Origin of the sequence: Alistipes senegalensis JC50 (assembly GCF_025145645.1) — a bacterium.
Taxonomy (GTDB): Bacteria; Bacteroidota; Bacteroidia; order Bacteroidales; family Rikenellaceae; genus Alistipes; species Alistipes senegalensis.
Map to the genome: position 1 here is coordinate 2686257 of NZ_CP102252.1, position 26519 is coordinate 2712775.

22 protein-coding genes and 1 pseudogene are annotated in these 26519 nt (G+C 62.0%); 15 read left to right on the top strand and 8 right to left on the bottom strand.

The genetic code is table 11. The annotated features are described in order from the left end of the window. Positions 1-111: 111 nt before the first annotated feature. Positions 112-3339 (bottom strand): glycosyltransferase family 117 protein, encoded by a 3228-nt coding sequence (locus tag NQ519_RS10675; protein WP_019151168.1) that lies wholly within the window; start codon positions 3337-3339, stop codon positions 112-114. 607 nt (positions 3340-3946) lie between these two features. Continuing rightward, positions 3947-5038, bottom strand: a pseudogene (locus NQ519_RS10680) (DEAD/DEAH box helicase); the annotation flags it as partial. A gap of 181 nt (positions 5039-5219) precedes the next feature. On the opposite strand from NQ519_RS10680, the gene NQ519_RS10685 reads away from it, so the two are divergent. From NQ519_RS10685 to NQ519_RS10720, 8 genes are all read left to right on the top strand, one after another. Further along, on the top strand, positions 5220-5894 hold the full coding sequence (locus NQ519_RS10685; protein WP_019151166.1) for a M15 family metallopeptidase: 675 nt from the start codon (positions 5220-5222) through the stop codon (positions 5892-5894). Between the two features lie 65 nt (positions 5895-5959). Then, the gene (gene cysS, locus NQ519_RS10690; RefSeq protein WP_019151165.1) at positions 5960-7435 is read left to right on the top strand and encodes a cysteine--tRNA ligase; all 1476 of its coding nucleotides are present in this window, start codon (positions 5960-5962) and stop codon (positions 7433-7435) included. 102 nt (positions 7436-7537) lie between these two features. Next, positions 7538-8938 carry an MATE family efflux transporter gene (locus NQ519_RS10695; protein WP_019151164.1) on the top strand — a complete coding sequence of 467 codons (1401 nt, stop codon included), beginning with the start codon at positions 7538-7540 and terminating at the stop codon, positions 8936-8938. Between the two features lie 4 nt (positions 8939-8942). Then, entirely contained in the window at positions 8943-9575 is a 633-nt protein-coding gene (locus tag NQ519_RS10700; RefSeq protein ID WP_019151163.1) for a cytidylate kinase-like family protein, read from the top strand. 220 nt (positions 9576-9795) lie between these two features. Continuing rightward, entirely contained in the window at positions 9796-10365 is a 570-nt protein-coding gene (locus tag NQ519_RS10705; RefSeq protein WP_161603987.1) for a hypothetical protein, read from the top strand. 97 nt (positions 10366-10462) lie between these two features. Next, a complete protein-coding gene (prfB, locus tag NQ519_RS10710) occupies positions 10463-11575 on the top strand; it encodes a peptide chain release factor 2 (RefSeq protein ID WP_019151161.1) in 1113 nt (370 codons plus the stop codon). Positions 11576-11588: 13 nt separating this feature from the next. Then, the gene (locus NQ519_RS10715; RefSeq protein ID WP_147513257.1) at positions 11589-12743 is read left to right on the top strand and encodes an exo-beta-N-acetylmuramidase NamZ family protein; all 1155 of its coding nucleotides are present in this window, start codon (positions 11589-11591) and stop codon (positions 12741-12743) included. A 74-nt stretch (positions 12744-12817) separates the two neighbouring features. Continuing rightward, positions 12818-13102, top strand: a complete 285-nt coding sequence (locus NQ519_RS10720; protein WP_026076614.1) for a GIY-YIG nuclease family protein — start codon at positions 12818-12820, stop codon at positions 13100-13102. A gap of 272 nt (positions 13103-13374) precedes the next feature. Here the strand turns inward: NQ519_RS10720 and NQ519_RS10725 are convergent, their stop codons facing one another. The 3 genes from NQ519_RS10725 to serS all read right to left on the bottom strand — a co-directional run bounded on the left by NQ519_RS10725 (position 13375) and on the right by serS (position 15517). Next, positions 13375-13956 carry a sugar O-acetyltransferase gene (locus NQ519_RS10725; protein WP_019151158.1) on the bottom strand — a complete coding sequence of 194 codons (582 nt, stop codon included), beginning with the start codon at positions 13954-13956 and terminating at the stop codon, positions 13375-13377. Between the two features lie 75 nt (positions 13957-14031). Then, positions 14032-14199 carry a DUF362 domain-containing protein gene (locus NQ519_RS10730; RefSeq protein ID WP_019151157.1) on the bottom strand — a complete coding sequence of 56 codons (168 nt, stop codon included), beginning with the start codon at positions 14197-14199 and terminating at the stop codon, positions 14032-14034. A 46-nt stretch (positions 14200-14245) separates the two neighbouring features. After that, positions 14246-15517 carry a serine--tRNA ligase gene (gene serS, locus NQ519_RS10735; protein WP_019151156.1) on the bottom strand — a complete coding sequence of 424 codons (1272 nt, stop codon included), beginning with the start codon at positions 15515-15517 and terminating at the stop codon, positions 14246-14248. Between the two features lie 94 nt (positions 15518-15611). On the opposite strand from serS, the gene NQ519_RS10740 reads away from it, so the two are divergent. The 5 genes from NQ519_RS10740 (at position 15612) to NQ519_RS10760 (ending at position 20010) form a co-directional block, all read left to right on the top strand. Further along, positions 15612-17429, top strand: coding sequence for a peptidase U32 family protein (locus NQ519_RS10740; RefSeq protein ID WP_019151155.1), 1818 nt, complete (start codon positions 15612-15614; stop codon positions 17427-17429). Further along, complete coding sequence (locus tag NQ519_RS10745; RefSeq protein WP_019151154.1) at positions 17429-18313, top strand: class I SAM-dependent methyltransferase; 885 nt, start codon at positions 17429-17431, stop codon at positions 18311-18313. Before NQ519_RS10740 ends, NQ519_RS10745 begins: the two co-directional genes overlap by 1 nt. Before the next feature lie 32 nt (positions 18314-18345). Then, positions 18346-18633, top strand: a complete 288-nt coding sequence (locus NQ519_RS10750) for a hypothetical protein (RefSeq protein WP_019151153.1) — start codon at positions 18346-18348, stop codon at positions 18631-18633. Continuing rightward, complete coding sequence (locus NQ519_RS10755; protein WP_019151152.1) at positions 18630-19484, top strand: AraC family transcriptional regulator; 855 nt, start codon at positions 18630-18632, stop codon at positions 19482-19484. Before NQ519_RS10750 ends, NQ519_RS10755 begins: the two co-directional genes overlap by 4 nt. A gap of 97 nt (positions 19485-19581) precedes the next feature. Then, a complete protein-coding gene (locus NQ519_RS10760) occupies positions 19582-20010 on the top strand; it encodes a DUF4405 domain-containing protein (protein ID WP_257005757.1) in 429 nt (142 codons plus the stop codon). Here the strand turns inward: NQ519_RS10760 and NQ519_RS10765 are convergent. The 3 genes from NQ519_RS10765 to NQ519_RS10775 form a co-directional block, all read right to left on the bottom strand. After that, the gene (locus tag NQ519_RS10765) at positions 19991-20563 is read right to left on the bottom strand and encodes a chromate transporter (protein ID WP_019151150.1); all 573 of its coding nucleotides are present in this window, start codon (positions 20561-20563) and stop codon (positions 19991-19993) included. The two genes, NQ519_RS10760 and NQ519_RS10765, sit on opposite strands and share 20 nt — an antisense overlap. After that, positions 20560-21105, bottom strand: a complete 546-nt coding sequence (locus NQ519_RS10770) for a chromate transporter (protein WP_019151149.1) — start codon at positions 21103-21105, stop codon at positions 20560-20562. Before NQ519_RS10770 ends, NQ519_RS10765 begins: the two co-directional genes overlap by 4 nt. A gap of 144 nt (positions 21106-21249) precedes the next feature. Continuing rightward, positions 21250-21981 carry an RsmE family RNA methyltransferase gene (locus NQ519_RS10775; RefSeq protein ID WP_026076613.1) on the bottom strand — a complete coding sequence of 244 codons (732 nt, stop codon included), beginning with the start codon at positions 21979-21981 and terminating at the stop codon, positions 21250-21252. Between the two features lie 79 nt (positions 21982-22060). Between NQ519_RS10775 and NQ519_RS10780 the strand changes: the two genes are divergently transcribed. Next, positions 22061-24244, top strand: coding sequence for a M3 family metallopeptidase (locus NQ519_RS10780; RefSeq protein ID WP_026076612.1), 2184 nt, complete (start codon positions 22061-22063; stop codon positions 24242-24244). 82 nt (positions 24245-24326) lie between these two features. Further along, entirely contained in the window at positions 24327-26408 is a 2082-nt protein-coding gene (locus tag NQ519_RS10785; protein WP_019151146.1) for a M3 family metallopeptidase, read from the top strand. The last annotated feature ends 111 nt before the right edge of the window (positions 26409-26519 follow it).

Sequence of the window (26519 nt, forward strand, 5' to 3'; positions counted from 1 at the left end):
TCGCTCCTGCGGCGCACAAAAAAACGCACGGATTGCTCCGTGCGTTCTGCATAGGATGCGGGTTTTCAATGGGATTGAAGCGTGCAATCCGGTTAATGCAGACCGTCGCTCCTAAATCCCGTTTTTTAAGCGGGCCGAATCGGGCTGCTGGGGCTTGTCGCCCGCGTCGATCAGGTTCTCTTCCGAGACTCCCAGCGAACGGTAGTAGGTGTTCAGTTCGGCGAGCACCTCCCTGCGGCCCGCGTAGCTGGCCAGGTAGTAAACGTCGCCCAGCTGGTCGAGCTTCTCGTCGATGATGCCCGAAACCATGTCGCCCTGCGCACCCTCGAAACGGAGGTAGTGCTCGATGTATTCGATCAGCGTCTGGGCATACTCCCGCAGCAGCGCGTCGCCCTTTTCGGCGGCCTCCGCGTCGCCCATCGCCGCAGCGGCGTAGTAGGCTTCGAGGAAGGGGTAGGTGTTGGTGTCGGTGAAGCGCACCTGCGAAGTCGGCATCCGTTCCAGTCCCAGGTCGAGCAGCTCGACGGCCTCTGCGACGCGCTCCTGCCGCAGCAGCTCCTTGGCCACGCGGGCGAAGGCGTCGCGGGCGTGCGAGGCCGAGAGGTTGTACTGGATGAAATAGTCGGCGTAGACCCTCGGGTCGGAGAGGTTGCCATAGCGGAAAGTCTCTTTCAGCAGCGGAGCCGCATAGTCGGGGTCGATGCGTCCGATCTCGAAGGGGTTCTGCGCCGGGGTGAGGATCGGCACGAAGCGGTAGGCGTAGCCGTCGAACTGGAGGTAGTCCATCAGTCCGAAGTCTTGCAGGATGTAGACCTGCGTGAGGTAGATCGGGCGTTTCCAGTCGAAGTTGGCCAGCATGTCGAGGATCATCAGCTGGTTCTTGTCCAGCGAGTTCTTTTTGATGTTGATGTACACCGTGTCAACCATCTTGTCGCGGTCCTTTTCGGCCACGATGCCCGAAGCGACGGCGTTCTCCTTGTTCACCGGCAGCGCGATGCGCTTGGTGGGGATGTAGTCGGTCATCGAACCGTCAGAGAGCTTGATCTGGCTGCGCGGGTCGTCGCTGCGCACGAAGTCCATCACCTCGCGGATGTCCACCGCGCGGTCGATGCTGTTCGTGACGTAGATCATGTCGTTGTTGTAGGTGTACTTGCGCTTGGGCAGCGAGAACGGAACCCCTGCGGCCTCGTTGGCCTTGGTCTTCATCTCGTCGATGTACCATTCGCCCCCGAGGTAGGAGGTGTTCATGATCCGCACGTCGGGGCGCACGCCGTAGACCTCCTGGTTGTTCCACAGCGGGAAGGTGTCGTTGTCGCCGTAGTTGAGGATGATCGAGTTGGGAAGCGTTGACATCAGGTAGTTCCAGCCGATGTCGCGGGCCATCGTGCGGTGCGAGCGGTCGTGGTCGTCCCAGTTCTGGGCCGCGAGGATCGCCGGAACGCCCATGCAGAGGACGGTTGCGGCGGCTGCCGCCGTGACGTTGCTGCGTTTGGTGATCCACGCGATCAGGTCGCGGATGGCCAGCACGCCGAACCCGATCCAGATCGAGAAGGCATAGAACGAGCCCGCATAGACGTAGTCGCGTTCGCGCGGCTCGCCGGGCGAGGTGTTGAAATAGAAGACCAGCGCGATGCCCATCATCACGAACAACCACATCACGATCGAGAAGTTCCGCTGGTCACGGTTCAGTTGGTACAGCAGCCCGATCAGACCCAGCAGGAAGGGCAGGAAATAGTAGGTGTTGCGGCCCTTGTTTTCGGCGATTTCGCGCGGCAGGTTGTCCTGCGGGCCGAGGTACATCTCGTCGATCCAGCGGATGCCCGAGAGCCAGTTGCCGTCGGTGATCGTCGTGCGCGAAGGCTGTATGTCGCTCTGGCGCCCCACGAAATTCCACAGGAAATAGCGCCAGTACATGTACGAGAGCTGGTAGTTGAAGAAGAAGTTGAGGTTTTCGCCGAACGTCGGTTCCGTGACCGTGCGGGTTTCGCCGTAGGAGTCGGTGTAGACCTTCCTGCGGCCGAAATCGAGCACCTCGCCGCGCACGGGGCGTCCCTGCGCGTCGCGGCGGACTTCGCCGTTCTCGTCGCGCAGCGCCTCGGTCTTGGTGCGGTAGGCGGCCCACTGCTTGTACTCCTTTTCGCCTTTCGAGTAGTTCCACATGCGCGGGAAGAGGGTCATGAACTCCGGCGAGTGGGTGTAGCCCGTCAGCACCGTGGCGGTCTTGTACTTGCCGTCCTCGTCCAGATACCACACCTTCTTCTCCTTCACGCCCTCGGGGGGAGCCGAATACTGCGCGCCGTACAGCAGCGGGCGGTCGCCGTACTGGTCGCGGTTCAGGAGCGACAGCAGGGCGTGCGGGTTGTTGGGGTTGTTGGAGTTCATCGGCGGGTTGGCCGCGGCGCGGATCGTCACCGAGGCGTAGGACGAGTAGCCGACGAGGATCATCGTCGTCGAGAGCAGGATGATGTTCAGCAGCACGCGGCCCCGCTTGTGGGCGGTCCATGCGGCCCATCCCAGGCCGACGATCAGCGCCAGCGCGAAGAGCGTGATGCCCGAGTTGACCGGCAGGCCGAACGTGTTGACGAACAGCGTGTCGATCTGCGCCCCGAACCAGACGGTGTAGGGGATGATGAAGTTGTTGACGAAGACGATCAGCGCGCCGGAGATCACGGTTGACCACGCGATGCCTTTCCACGTCACCCGTTCGGTCTTGCGGAAGTAGTAGATGAAGACCAGCGCCGGGATACACAGCAGGTTGAGGATGTGCACGCCGATCGAGAGCCCCATCAGGTAGGCGATCAGCACGATCCAGCGCGAGGCGTGGGGTTCGTCGGCCTGCTCCTCCCATTTGAGCATCAGCCAGACGACCAGCGCCGTGAACATCGACGACAGGGCGTAGACCTCGCCCTCGATGGCCGAGAACCAGAAGGTGTCGGTGAAGGTGTAGGCCAGGGCCCCGACGGCTCCGGCGCCCAGCACGGCGACGGTGTCGGCCACGGAGAGTTCGCCGCCGTTGCGGGTCAGCAGACGCCGCGCCAGGTGGGTGACGGTCCAGAACAGGAACAGAATGCAGAAAGCGCTGGCCAGCGAGTTCATGGCGTTGACGGCGATGCCTACGTAGTCGGGGTTGCCGAAGGCGAAGAGCGTGGCCAGGCGCGCCAGCATCATGAACAGCGGGGCTCCGGGAGGATGCCCCACTTCGAGCTTGTAGGAGGTGGCGATGAACTCCGAGCAGTCCCAGAGGCTCGACACGGGTTCCATGGTCATCAGGTAGACGATCGCCGCGACGGCGAATACCGCCCAGCCGGTGATATTGTTCCAGCGTTTGAAAAACTGCATATCCGAGAAAACTTTTTTCGTAACTACTTATCTCGCAAAAGTAACGATTTAACGGCTTATTTCCAATCCTTATTACGCGAAAACCCGATTTTTACCACATTTTCCACCAGCTCTTCCGCGGGGCGGGCTCTGCGGCGGGTTTCGCCGCCGGGGCCTGCGTCGGTTTCGCACCGCCTGCGGGGCGGCGTCTGCGGCGGCGGGACGACGACGGTTTCGGAGCGCCCTCCGGGGCGTTCGCAGCGGGTTTCGCGGCGGATTTGTTTGCGGCGGGCTGTTGGGCGTTCCGGTCGCCTTTCGGGGCGTTGCCGGCATTCTGTTTCCGTTCCGGCTTGCGGGGCGTGTCGGCGGCGGGTTTGGCCGACGGCTGGATCGGGGTTCCCGGTGCGGGGCGCGTGCCCCGGCGGCGGCGCGAACGCGACGGCCGGGCGGCCTTTTCCGCGGCCTCCTGCGGCGGTTTCTGCTCCGGGGTGCGGGCAGGTGCAGGCTCCGCGTTCCGGGCGGGTTTCTGCGCCGGTTTCGGGGCGGCTTTCCGGGCCTGTTTCTGCGCCGGGGCGGCGTTCTGCCGTGCGGCGAACTCCGGAACGGGACCCTCGACGGGGATCGTCAGCCCGGTGAGCTTCTGGATGTCTTTCAGGTAGTCGAACTCGTCCTCCGAGCAGAACGACCATGCGGCGCCCTTGCACCCGGCGCGGCCCGTGCGGCCGATGCGGTGGACGTAGGTCTCGGCGACCTCCGGCAGGTCGTAGTTGATGACCAGCGGCAGCTGGTCGATGTCGATGCCGCGCGCTGCGATGTCGGTGGCGATCAGCACGCGGCAGGCTCCGCCCTTGAAGTCGTTCATCGCCTTCACGCGGGCGTTCTGCGACTTGTTGCCGTGAATGGCGCTCGACTGGATGCCGGCGCGGTTGAGGATCTTGGCCAGCTTGTCGGCGCCGTGCTTGGTGCGTGTGAAGACCAGCACCTGCTGTGCGTCGGAGTCCTCCAGCAGGTCGATCAGCAGCCGGCTCTTTTCGGCCTTCTCGGCGAAATGGACCCGCTGCGAGATGGTCTCGACGACCGAGGCCGGCGGCGTGACGGTCACCAGCACGGGGTCGTGCAGGATTTTGGCGGCCAGCTGGGCGATGTCCGGGGGCATCGTGGCCGAGAAGAAGAGCGTCTGCCGCCGTGCGGGCAGCAGCGGCAGGATGCGGCGGATGTCGTGGATGAAGCCCATGTCCAGCATGCGGTCGGCCTCGTCGAGGACGAAGAAGCGGACCTTGTCCAGCGAGATATGGCCCTGCCCGACGAGGTCCAGCAGGCGGCCCGGGGTGGCGACCAGCAGGTCCACGCCCCGTTGCAGCACATCGACCTGCGGACGCTGGTTGACGCCTCCGAAGATCACGCAGTGGCGGACGGCGAGGTAGCGGGCGTAGTCGCGGCAGCATTCGTCGATCTGGATGGCCAGCTCGCGCGTCGGCGTGACGACCAGGGCGCGGATTTCGCGGCGGCCTTTGGCGGCGGGCTCTGCGGCCAGGAGCTGGAGGATGGGCAGCGTGAAAGCTGCGGTCTTGCCCGTCCCGGTCTGTGCGCAGCCTTGCAGGTCGCGGCCTTCGAGTGCGGGAGGGATGGCTTGTTGCTGAATGGGGGTCGGGTCGGTGTACCCCTTTTCCCCGATGGCGCGCAACAGCGGCTCGGAGAGTCCTAAGTCTTGAAATTTCATAATAATCGGCGGCAAAGGTACGATAATTTCCCGGTTCCTGCGCCGGAGCGGCGTATATTTCTTGCCTTTGGTGCCGTAACGGCGCTTTCGGAGATTCGAAAAGTCTCGCCGGGCCGTTCGCAATCCGGTTTTGGAACCGCCCCGGCTTTTTGCTACCTTTGTCACGTCAATACCGCAAAAAATGTTGAAACGAAACTTGCTTTTGGCGGCGTGTGCCGTCCTGCTCTGCGCGGGCGTCCGGGCGCAGGGCGCGACCGACCGGAAAATGCGCGACGCGGGGCTGATCGACGTGCTCGAAGTGGATTCCACCCTGTGCGTACGGCTGATGTACTCCACGGACGACAATTTCATGGGGCGCGACGTTTACGGCGACCTCGAACGGGCCTATCTGCTGCCGCACTTCGCCGCGAAGCTGGCGCATGCCCAGCGGCTGCTGCGCGAACGGCGTCCCGGGTGGCGGATGCTGGTCTGCGACGCGGCGCGTCCGGTCTGCGTCCAGCGGTATATGTACAGCCTGGTCGAGGGGACTCCGAATCAGGTCTATGTGGCCGACGGCACCCGCGGAGGACGCCACAACTACGGCGTGGCGGTCGATGTGACGCTGCTCGACGCCGCGGGGCGCGAGGCCGACATGGGAACGCCGGTCGATTTCTTCGGCGAGGAGGCCCACACCGGGGGCGAGGCCGCGCTGGTCGCCGCGGGGAAGATCTCGGCCGTGGCGGCCCGCAACCGCGAACTGCTCCGGTCGGTCATGCGCGAGGCCGGGCTGGTTCCCTACCGCCGCGAATGGTGGCACTACGAGGAGCCGATGCCGATGCCCGAGGTGCGCAAACGCTTCCGGCTGCTCGATTTTTGAGTTGAAAGGCGGTTGTTTGCGGAAAAAGTTGTAATTTTACCCGTTCAAAACGTTAATTCACGAATATGGATTCCAAACTCGTACTTTACAATACGCTCACCCGCCGCAAGGAGGAGTTCGAACCCCTCGTGCCGGGCCGCGTGGGCATGTATGTCTGCGGTCCCACGGTCTACGGCGATCCGCATCTGGGCCACGCCCGCCCCGCCGTGACGTTCGACCTGCTGTTCCGCTACCTCAAGGCTTCGGGATACAAGGTGCGCTACGTGCGCAACATCACGGACGTGGGGCATCTGGAGCACGACGCCGACGAGGGAGAGGACAAGATCGCCAAGAAGGCCCGGCTCGAACAGCTGGAGCCGATGGAGGTGGCCCACTACTACACGGAGCGTTACCACCGGGCGATGGAGGCCCTCAATGTCGAGACCCCCTCGATCGAGCCCTACGCTTCGGGCCACATCATCGAGCAGATCGAGTTCGTGAAGAAGATCCTCGCCGACGGCTACGCCTACGAGTCCAACGGCTCGGTCTATTTCGACGTTGAAAAGTACAACGCCAAATACAACTACGGCAGGTTGTCGGGCCGCAACCTCGACGACATCGTCGCCAACACGCGCGAACTGGACGGGCAGTCGGACAAACGCCACTCCTACGATTTCGCGCTGTGGAAGAAAGCGGCGCCCGAACACATCATGCGGTGGCCGTCGCCCTGGGGCGAGGGATTCCCGGGCTGGCACATGGAGTGCTCGGCGATGTCCACGCGCTACCTCGGGGAGCGTTTCGACATCCACGGCGGCGGCATGGACCTGATGTTTCCGCACCACGAGTGCGAGATCGCGCAGTCTACCGCTGCGCTGGGCCACGACTCGGCACGGTATTGGGTGCACAACAACATGATCACGATCAACGGGCAGAAGATGGGCAAGTCGCTGGGGAATTTCATCACCCTCGAAGAGCTCTTCACCGGGTCGCACAAACTGCTGGCGCAGGCTTTCTCGCCCATGACCATCCGCTTCTTCGTCTTGCAGGCCCACTACCGCTCGACGCTCGATTTCTCGAACGAGGCTTTGCAGGCCGCCGAAAAGGGGCTGGACCGTCTGATGAAAGGCATCGAGGCTTTGGGGAAAATCAAACCCGCGGCGGCTTCGACGGTGAACCCCGCGGAGCTGGAGACCCGCTGCGCCGAGGCGATGGCCGACGACCTCAATTCACCGATGGTCATTTCGGCGTTGTTCGACTGGGTGCGCATCATCAACCAGCTGATCGACGGTTCGCAGACGATCACCGCCGCCGATCTCGAAACCCTTACGGCCACCGTCCGCCGCTATGCCTTCGACATTCTGGGTCTGCGCGACGAAAAGGCCGCCGGAGCCGCTTCGGGCCGGGATTACGTGACGCCGCTGGTCGAAATGCTGCTGGACGAGCGGCTGAAGGCCCGTGCCGCGAAGGATTGGGCCGCCTCGGACCGCATCCGCGACGGGCTGGCCGCGGCCGGCATCCGCGTCAAGGACCGCAAGGACGGCACGGACTGGGAGCTGGAATAGCCGTTGCGGCTATTCCAATGCACAATTCAGAATTCATAATTCACAATTATGGATTCCGGATTGTTTTTCCAATTATGAATTTTGAATTCTGAATTCTGAATTATGAATTCCGAAACTAAATCGGCAGCTTTGGAGCTCGGGACCGAGCGTATCCGCAAGCTGCTCGTGCAATATGCCGTGCCGGCGATCATCGCCATGACGGCCTCGTCGCTCTACAACATGGTCGATAGCATTTTCATCGGCCACGGAGTGGGGCCGCTGGCCATTTCGGGCCTCGCGCTGACCTTCCCGCTGATGAATCTCGCCGCGGCGTTCGGTTCGCTGGTGGGCGTGGGCGCTGCGACGCTGATCTCGATGCGTCTGGGCCAGCGGGACTATGAGACGGCTCAGCGGGTGCTGGGCAATGTGTTGGTGCTCAATCTCATAATCGGCGTTTCGTTCGGACTCGTGACGCTGCTTTTCCTCGATCCGATCCTCTATTTCTTCGGGGCCAGCGAGGCCACGATCGGCTATGCCCGCGAGTATATGACGATCATCCTGCTGGGCAACGTCATTACCCATATGTATCTGGGACTGAACGCCGTGCTGAGGGCCTCGGGGCATCCCCGCAAGTCGATGTACGCCACCATAATCACGGTGGTCATCAATGCCGTCCTCGACCCGATCTTCATCTTCGGGTTCGGCTGGGGCATTCGCGGAGCGGCCGTCGCCACGGTGCTGGCGCAGATCATCGCGCTCGTGTGGCAGTTCCGGATTCTCTCCGACAAACGGGAGCTGCTCCACTTCCGGCGCGGCATCTACCGCCTGCGGAAGAAGATCGTGCGCGACATGCTCGCCATCGGCATGTCGCCCTTCCTGATGAACCTCGCGGCCTGCTTCATCGTCATCCTGATCAACAAGGGACTGAAAGAGTACGGCGGCGACCTGACGATCGGCGCCTACGGCATCGTCAACCGGCTGGCTTTCTTCTTCGTGATGATCGTGCTGGGCGTCAACCAGGGCATGCAGCCCATCGCGGGGTACAATTTCGGCGCGAAGCAGTACGACCGCGTGATGCGCGTGCTGAAACTGACGATCATCGGCGCCACGTGCGTCACCACGGCGGGATTCGTCATCGGTGAGTTCCTGCCGCGCATGGCCGTGGGGATGTTCACCTCCGACGAGGAGCTGATCCGCCTGTCGGTCGAGGGCATGCGCATCGTCTTCTTCTGCTTCCCGATCATCGGGTTTCAGATGGTGGCCACGAACTTCTTCATGAGCGTCGGCATGGCCGGCAAGGCGATCTTCCTGTCGCTGTCGCGCCAGCTGCTGTTCCTGATGCCGGGGCTGATCTTCCTGCCCCGCATCTTCGACGCCTGCACCGAGTGGAGCGGCAGTTGGGGCGTGTGGTGCGCCATGCCGCTGTCGGATTTCCTGGCGTCGCTCGTGGCGTTCTTCATGCTGACTTACCAACTGCGGAAATTCCGCGCCATCGGCGCCGCGAATACCGCCAAAGAGGGATAGGGATATGGAAAAATTCGTCATCAACATCGGCCGCCAGCTGGGCAGCGGCGGCAGGACAGTCGGGGAGATCATCGCCCGCAGGCTGGGCATCCGCCTCTACGACAAGGAGCTGATCAACCTGGCCGCCCGGGAGAGCGGCATTTGTCCCGAGATTTTCGAAAAGGCCGATGAAAAGGAGTCGCGCGGCGTGCTCTCGACGATGATCGGCTACCTGCGCGCACCCTTCGCGGGCGACGACGCAGGCATGACGAACGTTCTGTCGAACGACGCGCTGTTCAAGATTCAGAGCGACGTGATCCGCAAGGTCGCCGCCGGGGAGTCGGCGGTTTTCGTGGGCCGCTGCGCCGACTACATCCTGCGCGAGAATCCGCGCTGCGTCAACGTCTTCATCACGGCCGACGACGAAGACCGCTGCCGCCGCATCTGCACGCGGCAGGGCTGCACTCCCGCCGAGGCGCAGGCTCTGATGGAGCGCGTGGACGCCCGCCGCGCTTCGTATTACAATTATTACAGTTCGCGGACATGGGGCGTGGCTTCGACCTACCACCTCTGCGTGAGCTCCTCGGTGCTGGGCGACGAGGGCACGGCCGATTTCATTCTGGAATTCGCCGCACGGAAACTGCACGAAAAAATGTGAGAATACGTTTTTTGGTTTATTGAAAAACAGGCATGGTTCCGATGTCTGTTTTTTTTTATTGTGATTTGCTGATTATGAATATTTTATTTATATTGCAAAACCATCGAATAATTAGCCTATGAAAAAGCTATTGTTTTTTCTTTCGGTATTGCTTTTGGTCGGTATGATCGCTCCCGCACGTGCCGACGTTACGCCGTCGCAGATTGTGAAAGAATATAAGGTGGGCGACAAGACCTATTGCCTTGTCAAACGGTCGGACTTTTACAGACTGACAAGGCCGGAGATGAATGCGGCCTGGGAGAAATTTTGGGAGTCCGGGGATTTTCTTGAATATGAGTCCAACGCCCGCCGGACACTGCTCCTCCGGGATGAGGCGAAACTTCGGATTACGGGGATATCCGGCAATGATGAATTGGAACGGATAATTCGCTCGGTCTATACTCCTGAAGAGATCGAGAAATATGCTGCTGCAAAGACGAGCGACATGAGAGGTATCTTTCTCTATATTTTGTGCGATTATACCGGAAAGATCGTTTCTATTGCAATGGGCGGTATAGGTACCGATTCGCTTGACAACTTGCATCCGAGCGCCCTCAATGTGGAGAAATTCGCCCGCCTGATCGAGGCGATCGAGAAACGGTGGAAGGTCGAGCTCTTTTACAAGGAGAATCCGGAACCGTGTTACCAGATTTATGCGGGCGATATTTTCCATTTCAAGTTGTTCCCCGATTGGGTTTACAAACCTTTCGACCAGCGTCCGGCTGCGTTCACACTGCCTGAATTGCGGTAGTGCCGGATAAAAGAGCTGCCGATCGGCGGCTCTTTTCGTATGGATATTGCACTTCCGGATTATTTGCCGTATTTTTGTTAGCATTTAATCGAAAACTATGGTACTTGCCGAACAGATCAAGGAGATCGAACAGCGCCGGGAGGCGCTGGAACGCTGTCTCGACATCGAACAGAAGCGCATCGACCTCCGCAACGAGGAGGAGAAGACCCAGGAACCGAATTTCTGGGACGAACCCGACAAGGCGCGCGAACAGCTGCGCAAGGTGGCGGCGATCAAGGCGTGGGTCGATGACTACGACGCCGTGCGCAAGGATGCCGAGGACCTCGCGCTGATGCCCGATTTCGTGAAGGAGGGGGTGGTGACCGAGGCCGAGATGGACGCCCACTATGCGGCGACGCTCGAGAAGATCGGAAATCTCGAAATGCGCAACATGCTGCGCCGCGAGGAGGACAAACTGGGAGCCATCCTCGACATCAACGCCGGGGCGGGCGGCACCGAGGCCCTCGACTGGGCGTCGATGCTGATGCGCATGTACACCCGCTGGGGCGAGGCCCACGGCTACAAGGTCAAGGTGCTGGACTATCAGGCCGGCGACGAAGTGGGGGTGAAATCCTGCACGATGGAGTTCGAGGGCGAGTACGCCTACGGTTACCTCAAGAGCGAGAACGGCGTGCACCGCATGGTGCGCCTTTCGCCGTTCAACGCCAACAACAAGCGGCAGACGACCTTTGCGTCGGTGTTCGTTTCGCCCGCCGTGGACGACACGATCGAGATCACGGTCAACCCGTCGGACATCGAGTGGGACACGTTCCGCTCGTCGGGCGCCGGCGGCCAGAACGTCAACAAGGTCGAGACGGCGGTGCGCCTGCGCTACCACGGCAAGGATGCCGATACGGGCGAACCCGTGGAGTTTCTGATCGAGAACATGGAGACCCGTTCGCAGCTGATGAACCGCGAGAACGCCATGCGCATCCTCAAATCGAAGCTCTATCAGCGCGAGCTGGACAAGCGCATGGCGACGCAGCAGGCCCTGGAGGCTTCGAAGAAAAAGATCGAGTGGGGATCGCAGATCCGCTCCTACGTCTTCGACGACCGCCGCGTGAAGGACCACCGTACGGGCGTCCAGACCTCGGCCGTGGAGGCGGTGATGGACGGCGATCTGGACCAGTTCATCAAGGGATATTTAATGGAGTTCGGTGCGCAGGCTTAGCGTCATATCGTTGTTGGCGGTGCTTTTGCCGTCGGCCCTTTCAGCCCGGGTGCTGGTGGGCATGACCGACACGGCGGCCTATTTCCCGCTCGTCCGGGGGCAGCGCGTGGCCGTGCTGGCCAATCAGACCTCCGTGGCGGAGATGCCCGGAGCGCCCGGGGCCGATGCCGCAGGGCGGGTGCATCTCGTGGACCTGCTTCACGGGGCGGGCTTCGACGTGGCGGCGATCTTCTCGCCCGAACACGGATTCCGCGGCACGGCGGACGCCGGGGAGCATGTCGCAAGTTCGGTCGATGCACGGACGGGCATTCCCATCCGCTCGCTCTACGACGGCAACACGAAACGTCCTTCGGACGAGACGATGCGCTCGTTCGACGTGTTGGTCGTGGATATGCAGGATGTCGGATTGCGGTTCTATACCTATTATATCTCGATGTTGCGGATGATGGATGCCTGCGCCGATTTCGGCCGCCGGGTCGTGGTGCTCGACCGTCCCAACCCCAACGGACACATCATCGACGGTCCCGTGCTGGACATGAAATATCGGTCGGGCGTCGGGGCGATTCCCGTTCCCGTGCTCCACGGCCTGACGATGGGTGAGATCGCCCGCATGGCCGCCGGGGAGGGATGGGCGAAGCAATGCGCCCTGACCGTCGTGAAGTGTCGCAACTACACCCATGCGACCGAATACCTCCTGCCCGTGGCGCCGTCGCCCAACTTGCCGACCGCGCGTGCCGTGTATCTTTATGCCGCGCTGTGCCCTTTCGAAGGCACCGTCGTCAGCCTCGGACGGGGAACGGACAAACCGTTCGAGATGTACGGACATCCGGATATGACCGGACGCATGTTCTCTTTCACGCCCCGTCCGACGGCCGGGGCCAAGCATCCGCCGCTCGAAGGACGGCTGTGCCGGGGCGTCGATCTGAGCGGCATGCCGCTCGCCGAGGCCCGCGAGGTGGGCTTTTCGCTGCGGTACGTGATCGACGCCTGTACGGACCTGGGGATGGGGGACAAGTTCTTCACGCCGATGTTCGAAAAGCTGGTCGGCGTGGGATGGGTGCGCGAGATGATCCTCGCCGGAGCCCCGGAGGCGGAGATACGCGCCCGCTGGGCCGGCGATGTGGAACGCTACCGCGAACGGAGAACGAAATACTTGCTTTACGAATAGAACGATGGGGTTTCACGTCGTTGCGAGAAGCCGCAGGCGACGCGGCGATCCGGAGAGACCGCAGTAGGATCGGTATGGAAAGCGGTTATGTATATATATTGACCAATAAACTGCATACGGTGCTGTATGTCGGTGTTACGACATGCCTGTCCCGGCGCATGAAAGAACATGCGGCTGGTTTGTCCGCATTTACACGCCGCTATAACGTCCATAAGTTGATTTACGTCGAGGAGTATTCGGTCATTCGGGATGCGATTGCCCGAGAGAAACAGATCAAGAGCTGGAGCCGGAAACGGAAGATGGAGCTGGTTGACTCCCGGAATCCGTTGTGGAAAGATTTGTCGAACGGAATCGTCTGATTTCCGCTGTGACGGGAAAGGCGTGGAGTTGGACGGAGAGCGTTGCTACAAGACTGCCGCCTCCTAAAACCCACCTCTTAGGTGGGTCATTCCGAGCGAACGTCAGTGAGCGTGGGAATCCGATGGATGCGTTGTAAGGTCTTGGTCTTCTATCGGATTGCCACGTCGCCTGCGGCTCCTCGCAATGACGGAAAAGGCGCGGAGCCGAACGGAGAGCGTTCCCACACTCCCCCCCCCTAAACCTCATCTCTTAGGTGGGCTCGCAATGACATTCAATACACCTCCGCTATACGGTCTGCTTCGGTGATCTCCCGCAGGACCCGGCAGGGCGACCCGACGGCGATCACCCCCGCGGGGATGTCGCGCGTGACGACGCTCCCGGCGCCGATCACCGTGTTGTCGCCGATCGTCACGCCCTGCATCACCACCGTGTTGCCCCCGATCCAGACGTTGTTGCCGATGGCAATGGGCAGCGAACGCATGATGCCCGCGTTGCGCTGGTCGGGCAGCAGGGCGTGGCTGACGGTGTAGAGCCCCACGTTGGGACCGATGAAGACGTGGTCGCCGATCGTCACGGGGGCCTCGTCGAGGATCGTCAGGTTGAAGTTGCCGACGAAATGGTCGCCGATCGAGATCTGTTCCCCGAAGTCGCAGTGGAACGGGCTGTGGATGGTGAAATCCCGGCCGATGCGCCCGAACAGCCGGCGGATGATCGCCTCGCGCTCTTCGCGGCGGCTCGGGGCCAGCCGGTTGAGTTCGAATACCAGTTCCTCGGCACGCCGCAGGGCTTCGCCGATCTGCGGGCGGATGGCGTGGAGCCAGAGGCCCGCCTTCATTTTTTCAAGATCGTCCATCGCTCTGTCTTAAACCGAAAGCACACCCTGCGGCCGAAACTGCGGGGTGTGCTTTCCTTTCGGATATTCCGTTCGTTACTCCGAAACGATCGCTTCGCTCGGGCAAACGCCTGCGCAGGTGCCGCAGTCGATGCACTTGTCGGCGTCGATGACGTAGATGTCGCCGGCCGAAATAGCCTCTACCGGGCACTCGCCGATGCAGGTGCCGCATGCTACGCAGGAATCAGTGATTTTGTAAGCCATTGTTTTTCGTGTTTATGGTTAATGTGTGCAGTGCAAATATAGAAACTTATTTGATAATATCAAAACCCGTGTAGGGAACCAGCACCTCGGGGATGCGGATGCCTTCCGGGGTCTGGAAGTTTTCGAGCAGCGCCGCCACGATGCGCGGCAGGGCCAGCGAGGAGCCGTTCAGCGTGTGTGCCAGCTGGATTTTCTTCTCCTCGTCGCGGTAGCGGAGTTTGAGGCGGTTGGCCTGGAACGACTCGAAGTTCGACACCGACGACACCTCCAGCCAGCGTTTCTGGGCCTCGGAGTAGACCTCGAAGTCGTAGGTCAGCGCCGAGGTGAACGACATGTCGCCGCCGCACAGCCGCAGGATGCGGTAGGGGAGCCCGAGCGATTTGACGATCCCTTCGACATGGGCCACCATGCCGTCGAGCGCCTCGTAGGAGACTTCGGGCAGCGACAGCTGCACGATCTCCACCTTGTCGAACTGGTGCAGGCGGTTCAGTCCGCGCACGTCCTTGCCGTAGGAGCCGGCCTCGCGGCGGAAGCAGGGGGTGTAGGCGGTCATCTTCACCGGGAAATCCTCCTTTTCGAGAATCACGTCGCGGTAGATGTTCGTCACGGGAACCTCGGCCGTGGGCACCAGGTAGAAATTGTCCGCCGTGGCGTGGTACATCTGGCCCTCCTTGTCGGGAAGCTGTCCCGTGCCGAAGCCCGAAGCCTCGTTGACCATCACGGGAGGCTCGACTTCGAGGTAGCCGGCCCGGGTGTTGCAGTCGAGGAAATAGTTGATCAGCGCACGCTGGAGCCGTGCACCCTTCCCCTTGTAGACGGGGAATCCGGCGCCGGTGAGCTTCACGCCCAGGTCGAAGTCGATGATGTCGTATTTGCGGGCCAGCTCCCAGTGGGGCAGCGGGTTTTCGGGCAGCGTCGTGTAGTTTTCCACGAGTTTCACCACGAGGTTGTCCTCGGCCGTCTTGCCTTCGGGGACGATGTCGGCGGGGAAGTTCGGAAGCGAAACGACGGCGGCCTGCAACTCCTGCCGAACGTCGTTCAGTTCGGCTTCGAGGCGCGAGGATTTCTCCTTGAGGTCGGCCACGAAGCGTTTGCGCTCCTCGGCCTCCTCGCGGCGGCCCTGGCCCATCAGTGCGCCGATCTCCTTGGCGGCCTTGTTCTGGGCGGCCAGCGTGTTGTCGAGCTCCAGTTGGACGGCCTTGCGGCGGTCGTCGAAGGCGATGATTTTTTCGATGACGGGCGCGGCGTCGATGCCTTTTTTCGCCAGTTTGCGGACGGCAGCCTCTTTGTCGTCGCGGATTTGCTTTATCGTAAGCATAGTATCGGGTGATTTTTATGTTTTCGCGTTTCGAAGGGCAAAATTACAAAACAATTCCTGAAATTGTCTTATTTTTGTGCAAAATTCCGCATTCGTGAAAACCGTCGAACTCCTGGCTCCCGCCAAAGATTACGCCTCGGCCGTGGCCGCCGTGGATTACGGCGCCGACGCCGTCTATATCGGCGGTGCGAAGTTCGGGGCCCGGCAGGCCGCGGGCAACTCCGCGGAGGAGATCGCCCGCGTCGTGGAGTACGCCCGCCGCTATGGCGTAAGGGTCCATGCCGCGCTCAACACGCTGGTGTGGGACGACGAGCTGGAGGAGGCCGAACGGCAGGCCCGGGAGCTGATCGCCGCGGGCGTCGATGCGCTGATCGTGCAGGACATGGCCCTGCGGCGGATGTCGCTGCCCGTCGAACTGCACGCCTCGACGCAGGTGTGCAACTCGACGCCCGAGGGGGCCCGTTTTCTGGGCGAGGCGGGCTTCGCGCGGGTGATCCTCGAACGGAACCTGTCGCTGGACGAGATCCGGGCGATCTGCTCGGCCACGGCGGCCGAGGTCGAATGCTTCGTCCACGGGGCGATCTGCGTGGGTTTCAGCGGCCGTTGTTTCCTTTCGCGGTCGATGTCGGGGCGCAGCGGCAATCGGGGCGCATGCAGCCAGCCCTGCCGCCTGGCCTGGGACCTCACCGACGGCCGGGGACGCACCTACATCGCCGGCAAACACCTGCTGTCGGTGCGCGACATGAACCTATCGCACCGCATCGGCGACCTGCTGGATGCGGGCGTCACCTCCTTCAAGATCGAAGGGCGTCTGAAAGACACCAATTATATCAAGAACGTCGTGGCCTATTACCGCCGGGCGGTGGACGAGGCGCTGGCCGTGCGGCCGGGGTTCGTGCGGTCGTCCGCGGGCGAGAGCGTCCCGGACTTCACGCCCGATCCCTCGAAGAGCTTCACGCGCGGGGAATCCGAATACTTTTTTGCCGGAAAACGTCCCGGGGTGGCGTCGTTCGACACCCCGAAGGCCGTCGGCGAGTATGTGGGGCGCGTGGCGAAGGTTTTCGGGAATGGGTTTACGCTTCTCGGGGAGGCTGAACTGGCTCCGGGCGACGGCATCTGCTTCATCACGCCGCACGGCGTGACCGGAACCAATGTCAATGCCGCGGAGGGGCGCCGCATCGTGCCCAACCGCATGGAGGGGATCGTCGCCGGGGCGGAGGTCTACCGCAATTCCGACCGGCTGTTCAACCTCCGGCTGGAGCGCAGCCGCACGCGGCGGGTGATTCCTGCCACGGCCGTCGCGGAGGTCTCGGCGGAGGGCTTTGCGATAACGTATACCGACTGCGAGGGCGTCACGGCTTCGGCCGCGCGCACCGTGCCGCTCGACCGGGCGAAGAATCCCGGCGCCAACGCTTCGGCGCTGCGGGTACAGGCGATGAAGTCGGGCGACACGATTTTTGCAGTACGGGATGCGGAGGTGCGGGGCGCGGAGTGGTTCGTGCCGGCGTCGCTGGCCGCCGAGGTGCGCCGCGAAGCGCTCTCCGCATTGGACGAGGCGCGCCGGAACAGGCCGTTGGAACACCGCATTCTGCCCGAAAATCCGGCGGCGCGGTATCCTTCGGAGCGGCTGACGGCCGAGGAGAACGTCACCAACCGGCTGGCCGAGGCGTTTTACCGCGACCACGGGGTAGTGCGCATCGAGCGGGGGCTGGACCTCGCGCCGACGACCGCCGGGCATCGGGTGATGCGTTCGGCCTACTGCATCCGCCGCGAGATCGGCGAGTGTCTCCGCGAGCGTCCGCGGCTGCGCGGCGACCTCTATCTGGAGCACGGCGCGCACCGTTACCGGCTGGAATTCGACTGCGCGGCCTGCGAAATGTCACTAATTGATTGCACGAAAAATCTGAAATAATGCAGGAGCAGCTGACACCCGATTTCGGGGATTACGAACTGATCGACACGGGCGATTTCGAGAAACTGGAGCGTTTCGGGCGTTATGTGACGCGCCGTCCCGAGCCGCAGGCCATCTGGCGGCGGACGCTTTCCGAAGAGGAGTGGCGCCGCATGGCCGACGCCGCGTTCCTGCGCGACGCCCGCAGCGACGAGCGGGGCGAATGGCGTCTTGCGCCCAAGACTCCCGACCGCTGGACGGTGGAATATTCCTACCGGGGGATGCGGCTGCGCATGCGGCTGGGGCTCACATCGTTCAAGCACGTGGGGATCTTCCCCGAGCAGGCCGCCAACTGGAACTTCATCTACGACGAGTGCCGGAAGCTGGCCGGGGATTCGGGCGGCGCGAAGGTGCTGAACCTCTTCGCCTACACGGGCGGCGCGACGCTGGCGGCCCGGGCCGCCGGAGCCGAGGTGACGCACGTCGATTCGGTGAAGCAGGTGGTGACGTGGGCGCGCGAGAATATGGAGCAGAGCGGTCTGGAGGGCGTGCGGTGGATCGTCGAGGATGCGTTGAAATTCGTGCGGCGCGAAGTTCGCCGCGGCAGCCGCTATCGGGGCATCATCCTTGATCCTCCGGCCTACGGGCGCGGGGCCAACGGCGAAAAGTGGGTGTTGGAGGACGACATCTGCGAGATGCTGGATTGCTGTGCGCGGCTGCTGGAGCCGGAAAACGCCTTCCTCGTGCTGAACCTCTATTCGATGGGGCTTTCCCCGACGCTGGCCCGCACCGCCGTCAGGCAGGCGTTCGGGGCTCCGCGCACGGAACAGTGGGGCGAACTGTGCTTCTCCGACCGCGCCGGCAAGGAACTGCCGCTGGGGACCTATTACCGGTTCACGCGGTAGGGGCCTTTTGACATTGGATTAAAACGCAAGATATGAGTGTTCTGACCTTGATATTCGGACTTCTGAGCGGCTGTTTCCTCTCCGTGCTGGTGGGGATCATCGGCAGCCGCCGGCGCATCGGCTTCGGCTGGGCGTTTCTTCTGAGCGTGATCTTCACGCCGCTGGTGGGGCTCGTCATCGCCCTGCTGACCGACCCGCTGCCGGGCGGCGACCAGCGGTGGGGGTGCATCGGAACCTTCGTCGCCGTGCTGGGCATGCTGTTCCTCGCGGCTTTCCTGTTCCTGCTGCTGACGGGCGGGACCATGCTGTTGGCGCTGTGAATCCGGAATCCGCCTCCATCCCCCTGCACAAGGCGGCCCAGCGTTCCGATTTCGGGATATTCGTCAAGGAGATCGCTTCCCGGTCGGCGGGAGAGCCTGTCGGATATGCCCACCGCGACGATTTCTATGTGTTCGGGCTGGTGACCGGCGGAAGCTGCCGTGTCGGCATCGACTTCAGGGAGTATAGCCTTTCGGAGGGCGATGTCGTGGCTGTCCGGCCGGGACAGGTCCACCGCGTCGCGGATGCCGGCGACGCCGAGGCGCTGCTCCTCTTTGCGGACGCTGCGCTCGTCGATCCCCCGAATAAGCAGGTGCTCGCCGAATATGCGCTGTGTCCGGCGCCCTGCCGTACCGCCGGGGCGCAGCGGGACGAACTGGAACGGTTGTTTGCGATGATCCTCCGCAGGATGGACAGCCTGGAGAACGACGATTCGAAACGCATCGTGCGGTATCTGTCGGATGCGCTGATGGGGATGGTGACGGAGATTCTGCGGAGCGCGGTCGGCCGATTGCCCGGAAACCGGCGGCATGTGGAAATCGTGCTGGCATTCAGGGAACTGCTGGCGAGAGACGGCCGGATCGTCCGGAATCCGGCCCACTATGCGGCGGCTCTGCATATCTCCCCGGTCTATCTGAACGAGGTGGTGAAAAACGTGACCGGGGAGAGTGTCGGCAGGTACATCCGGAACGAAATCGTGCTGCGCGCGAAGCGCATGCTGGTCTATACGACGCGCAACATCGGGGAGATAGCCTGCGAACTGGGCTTCGACGACTATGCCTATTTCACCCGCCTGTTCACGAAGCAGACCGGAATGAATCCCACCGCCTATCGGAAAAAATACCTCGAATAGTCCAAATCCCGCCTCGTGGCGTCCATTGTCCGTTTGCCCGGCAAGCCGTTATTTTGCAATCAAAAAAACGATGAACGAAAAACGGTTTGTATTCCTTGTGGATGCAGTATTGGCGCCTCTTTTTGCGCTGACGGTATATACGGGTTTGGAACTGCATGTCGCCGGGCACGGCGCGGACCATGAGGCATGGCACGACTGGGCGGTGTTCCACACGCTCGTCGGTCTGCTGTTTACGGTGTTCGGAGCCATACACGTCAGGGACCATTGGGGGTGGTATAGAGGGCTGTGGGCGAAAGGCCCGAAGGGCAGGAGCCGGATCGTATCGGCGCTGTCGGCCGTATGCGTTCCGCTGCTTGTTACGGCGGTGCTGCTATTGTGCTGCGTAGATGGGGCCAACACGCCGGTCGGGCTGTGCCATTACGCCGCGGGACTTGCCGCGGGAATCCTGGGGATACTGCATGTGCTGACGCGGGCCCGGCGTTTGTACGGCGGGCTGACGGCGCACGTCAGAACACGTAATAGATGAGTATTCCGGCCGCGGCCGAAAGGACGATCAGCAGGATGGGGTTGACCTTGCGCCACGACCCTGCGAAGACTCCGCCGAACAGCACCCAGCTCCAGGCGTCGATGAAGTTCTGATCGCCGGGGGCATCGCTGTGGGGGAAGATCAGCAGCAGGGCCGCCGCGGCGATCATGCCGATCACCGCCGGACGCATGCCCCGCATGGCCCCCTCGACCAGCCGGTTGTGCTGGAGCCGCATGAAGAAGCGCGCCACGAGGATCATCAGCGTGAGCGACGGCAGGCAGACGGCGAAGGTGGCGATCACCGACCCGAGGATGCCGCACCAGAGGTGTCCGGTCTGGACCCCGACGCTGTAACCCACGTAGGTCGCCGAATTGATGGCGATGGGGCCGGGGGTGATCTGCGACACGGCGACGATGTCGGCGAACTGGGCGTTGGTCATCCATTGGTGCTGCACGACCACCTCGTTCTGGATCAGCGACAGCATGGCGTAGCCGCCGCCGAATCCGAAGAATCCGATTTTGAGATACGACAGGAAGAGTTGCCAGAGTATCATTGCTTTCCTTTCTTTTTAACGGTTGCGAGTTCCCACGCGATGCCCGACAGGGCTGCGGCGGCGAGCACCCAGATCGGCGACCAGCCCAGCCCCCAGACTGCGAGGGCCGCGAGGGCGATCACCCCCAGCATGGTCCAGTGCATGCCCCGGGCCAGCGAGATGACCGGGCCGATGATGAGCGCCACGACGGCCGGGCGCATGCCCTTGAAGGCGGCGTCGATGACCGGGTTCTGGCGGATGTCGGAGAAGAAGAGCGCGATGGCCAGGATGATGGCGAACGACGGCAGCACGCACCCCAGCAGGGCCGCCACGGCGCCGCCGAAGCCGCGGACCTTGTAGCCCACGAAGACCGAGGTGTTGACGGCGATCGGTCCCGGAACCGACTGCGCGAGGGTCAGCAGGTCGAGGAACTCCTTCTGCTCGATCCATTTGCGTTTGGCGATGAGCTCCCGCTCGATCAGCGGCAGCATGGCGTAGCCGCCGCCGAAGGTGAAGAGTCCGATCTTGAAGAACGACAGGAAGATGGTGTGGAGGCGTTGCAAGTTATTCAGGTTTTATATTTTTAACATTCGCAGTCTGATTATGTACTTTTGGCGGCAAAAGTATCAAAACCCCCGCTTAAAAAGCGGGTTTTAGGTGCTGCGGCAGGATTTTGCACGTCAAATCCCGTTTCCCGCTTCCGCCGCTCATAAGTCCCGACTCTTAGGCGGGTTTACGACCGAGGCCATGACCGTTGCCGCGAGGGCCGCCGTTTCGGTGCGCAGACGCTGGGTGCCGAGGGTGATCTCCTCGAACCCGCGGGCGAGGGCGAAGTCGATTTCCTCGGGCGAGAAATCCCCCTCGGGGCCGATGAAGACCGCGGCCTTCTCGCCCGGGCGGAGCGCGTCGGGGAGGTAGACCTTGCCTTCGGGCGACCGGGCCGGGGCGCAATGGGCGATGAAACGCCGTCCCTCGAAGGGCTGCAGCACCGCTTCGCGGAAGGGCGTGAGGGGCAGCAGCGCCGGGCGGTAGGCTTTCAGCGACTGTTTCAGGGCTGCGGTGATGACCTTCTCGCTCCGTGCGGGCTTGAAGACGTGCCGTTCGCTGTGGGCCGTGTCGAGGGGCAGGAACTCCGTGACGCCGACCTCGGTGGCCTTCTCCAACAGCCACTCGAAACGGTCGGGGCTTTTCGTCGGCGCGACGGCCAGAGTCAGCGCATAGGGCATTTTTTCGAACTCCTCTTCCACGCTGACGATCCGCACCGTACAGCGTTTGGGATCGTCGTCGGTGATCTCGCAGCAAAATAAATTGCCCCGTCCGTCGGTTATATGGATACGTCCGCCGCGCCGCAGACGCAGTACGCGGACGCAGTGTTTCGACTCCTCCTCGCCCAAGGCGTACAGGGGCGGCATGATGTCCGGTGCGTAAAATAGTTGCATGATCGGAGGCGTTATTTATGGAATTTTATTGTAACTTTGTAAATAATATGCGGCAAAGTTACTAAAATAACACGACAGCATGAAACGTATCACCGCTTTATTGACACTTATTCTGACCATGACACTCGTGTCCTGCAAATCCGACAAGCATGCGGGCGAAAATCCCTTTTTCGCCGAATGGAATACGCCCTACGGGGTGCCGCCCTTCGACCGGATAGCTCCCGAACACTTCCTGCCCGCCCTGGAGCGCGGCATGTCGCTGCACGACGCCGAGATCGACGCCATCACGTCGGACAACGACGCCCCGACGTTCGAGAACGTCATCCTCGCCTACGACCGCTCGGGGCGTATGCTCGCGCAGACGGAGCTGATCTTCGGCATGCTCTGCGCCGCGGAGAACACCCCCGAGATGCAGGCTTTGCAGGAGCGGGTGATGCCCCTGCTGGCGGCGCACGCCGACAAGATTCTGTTGAACGAAAAGCTCTTCGAACGGGTGAAGGCCGTCTACGACCGGCGCGGCGCATTGGAGCTCGATGCCGAGCAGAACCGTCTGCTGGAGAAGACCTACCGCGATTTCGTGCGCGCCGGGGCGCTGCTCGACGCCGAGCAGAAAGCCCGTCTGAAAGCCATCAACGGCGAACTGTCGCTGGCTGCGGTGAAGTTCGGGCAGAACATCCTCGCTGAGAACGGCAACTATGCGCTGGTGCTCGAATTGGCCGACCTGGACGGCATTCCCTCCAACGTCCGCGATCAGGCCCGCGAGAAGGCCGAAGCGACGGGCAAGAAGGGCAAGTATGTCTTCACGCTGCACAAACCCAGCCTGATCCCGTTTCTGACCTACTCCCAGAAACGCGAACTGCGCGAGGAGATTTACAAGGCGTATCTCAACCGCTGCAACAACGGCGACGAGTACGACAACAAACAGCTGATCAACGACTTCATCCGTCTGCGCACGGAAAAGGCCCATCTGCTGGGCTATCCGTCGTATGCCGACTATGTGGTGGCCGACGAGATGGCCGGGACGACCGACGCCGTCTACAAGCTGCTGAACGAGATCTGGACGCCCGCGCTGGAGCGCGCCAAGGGCGAACTGGCCGAGATGGAGGAGCTTTTCAAAAAGGATCATCCCGACGGGGAGTTCGCCTCGTGGGACTGGTGGTACTATGCCGAGAAGGTCCGCAAGCAGAAATACCAGCTGGAAGAGGAGCTGTTGCGTCCCTATTTCTCGCTGGAGAACGTGCAGTCGGGGATTTTCTTCCTGGCGAACCGCCTCTACGGCATCACGTTCCGTCCCATCGTCGTGCCGCTGTACCATCCCGATGCGATCGCCTACGAGGTGCTCGATGCCGACGAATCGCATCTGGGCGTGCTCTATTTCGACTATTTCCCGCGCGACGGCAAGAGCCAGGGCGCGTGGTGCGGCAACTACGTGGAGCAGACCTACGAGGACGGCAAGCGCGTGGCGCCCGTGGTGTCGATCGTCTGCAACTTCACCCGTCCGACGAGCAATGCCCCCGCGCTGCTGACCCTCGACGAAACCGAAACGCTGTTCCACGAATTCGGGCATGCGCTCCATTTCCTCTTCCACGACGTGAAGTACCGCGGACTGACCGAGGTGGAGGGCGATTTCGTGGAGCTGCCCTCGCAGCTGATGGAGAACTGGGCCTTCGATCCCGAGGTGCTGAAGCAGTACGCCGTGCACTACCGTTCGAACGAGGTGATTCCGGAGTATCTGGTGGCGAAGTTGCGCCGCAGCGAGCTGTTCAACCAGGGCTTCATGACCACGGAGCTGATCGCCGCGTCGCTGTCGGACATGGACATCCACTCGATCACCGAATACGAGCCGTTCGACCCGATGGAGTTCGAGCGGAAGGCCCTGACCGAAAAACGCGGGCTGATTCCGCAGATCGAGCCGCGCTACCGCTATCCCTACTTCTCGCACATCTTCGACGGCGGATACTCCGCGGGCTACTATTTCTACACGTGGGCCGAGGTGCTGGACAAGGATGTTTTCGAAGCCTTCCGCGAGAGCGGCGACCTGTTCAACAAGAAGATCGCCGACGATTTCCGCCGCAAGATCCTCGCCCGCGGCGGTTCGGAGGACGGCATGACCATGTACCGCGATTTCCGCGGCAAGGACCCCGACAAGCGGGCGATGCTCCGCAGCCGGGGGCTGTGGAACGAACCCGAACCGGTCGATTCGCTGGCCGGCTCGCCTGAGCCTGCCGAGGGCTTCCGCGTAGAGGCTGTTCCCGAAAACTGACCGGACGAAACCCATTCAGAAAGAAACCCGAAAACCGAAATAAAAAATGAAAAAAGCACTCTTTATTATGGCTGTTTCCGCTATGGCGGCAGGCTGTGCCGACAATTCGATCCCCGAAGCGCAGCTGCCCGAACTGGATATGTCGAATCCCCTGCTGGCCGCATGGGATACGCCTCACGAGACCCCGCCGTTCTCCGAGATCAAACTCTCGGACTACGAACCGGCGTTCGACGCCGCGATCGCCTGCTCGCGCGCCGAGGTGGAGGCGATCGTCAAGAACCCCAAGAAGCCGACTTTCGGCAACACGATCGTGGCGCTGGAGCGTCAGGGCGAGTTGCTCAACCGCATCTCGGGGCTCTTCTTCAACCTGCTCGAAGCCGATTCGTCGGACGAGATGCAGGAGATCGCGCAGCGCGTGCAGCCCAAGCTGACGGAGCTGTCGAACGACATTTCGCTCGATCCCGAACTGTTCGCCCGCGTGAAATACGTCTACGAGCATCCGGGACGCCTCAAGAAAGAGGATAAAAAACTGCTGGAGAACACCTACAAGGGCTTCGCCCGCAGCGGTGCGGCCCTGTCCGACGCCGATAAGGAGCTCTACCGCCAGTACTCCTCCGAACTGTCGGCGCTGACGCTGCAATTCGGGCAGAATGCCCTGGCCGCGACCAACGCCTTTACGCTCAACATCACCGATCCGAAGGTGGTGGCCGAGCTGCCGGCGTTCGTGAAGGAGGGGATGGCCGCCGAGGCCAAGGCCCGCGGCGAAAAGGGCTGGACGGTGACGCTTCAATACCCCAGCTACCTTCCCTTCATGACCTACTCGTCGAACCGTGCCCTGAAAGAGAAACTCTGGCGGGCCAGCGGCTCCAAGGCGCTGGGCGGCGAATACGACAACACCGGGATCGTGAAGAAGATCGTCAACACGCGCCTGAAGATGGCCAATCTGCTGGGTTACAAATGCTATGCGGATTACGTGCTCGAAAACCGCATGGCCGAGAACACGAAGACCGTCAACGACTTCCTCGCCGAACTGCTCGCCGAGACCAAGAGCTATGCCGACGCCGACTACCGCATGGTCGCCGACTATGCCGCGTCGCTCGGCTTCGAAGGCGAGCTGATGCCCTGGGACTGGGCCTATTACACCGAGAAATACAAGGATGAGAAATACGCCCTGAACGACGAGCTGGTGAAACCCTACCTGAAACTCGAAAACGTGAAGAAGGGCGTCTTCATGCTGGCCAACAAACTCTACGGGCTGAATTTCACGCCTAATGAAAAGATCGCGGTCTACCATCCCGACGTGACGGCCTACGACGTGACGGATGCCGACGGCCGTTTCATGGCGGTGCTTTATCTCGATTTCTTCCCCCGTGCCTCGAAGCGTTCGGGGGCGTGGATGACCGAATTCCGCGGCACGAAGATCGAGGACGGCAAGGAGACCCGCCCGCTGGTGTCGCTGGTGATGAACTTCACCAAGCCCACCGAGACGACGCCTTCGCTGCTGACTTTCGACGAGATGGAGACCTTCCTCCACGAGTTCGGGCACGCCCTCCACGGCATGCTGGGCGAGGGTAAATACGAGTCGCTGACCGGCACGAGCGTCTACCGTGATTTCGTGGAGCTGCCTTCGCAGATCATGGAGAACTGGGCCACCGAGAAGGAGTTCCTCGACCTGTGGGCCGTGCATTACGAGACCGGCGAGCCGATTCCCGCCGAGATCGTGGACCGCATCGTCGCCGCGCAGAACTACCTGGCGGCCTACGCCAACGTGCGCCAGCTCTCGTTCGGCATGACCGACATGGCCTGGCATACGCTCACCGAGCCGTTCGACGGCGACGTGGAGCAGTTCGAGGTGGCTTCGATGGCCCCGACGCAGGTGATGCCCGTCATTGCGGGAACCGCTATGGCGCCCTCGTTCGGCCACATCTTCTCGGGTGGCTATGCGGCGGGTTACTACGGTTACAAGTGGGCCGAGGTGCTCGAGGCCGACGCTTTCTCGCTTTTCAAGGAGAAGGGTATTTTCAGCCGCGAGGTGGCTTCGTCGTTCCGCGACAACATCCTTTCGAAAGGCGGCACGGAACATCCGATGAAGCTCTACGAGCGTTTCCGGGGCCACAAACCCGAAACCAAGGCCCTGATCGAGAAGATGGGGCTCGGCAAATAGCCCTTTGGCTTTGTCCGTACAGTCGGGAGAACTCCGGGAGGGGGTTCTCCCGGCTTTTTTGTCGGCGGTGTCCGAGGCATCGTACCGTCTGTTCGCTCCGGGCGGCGGCCC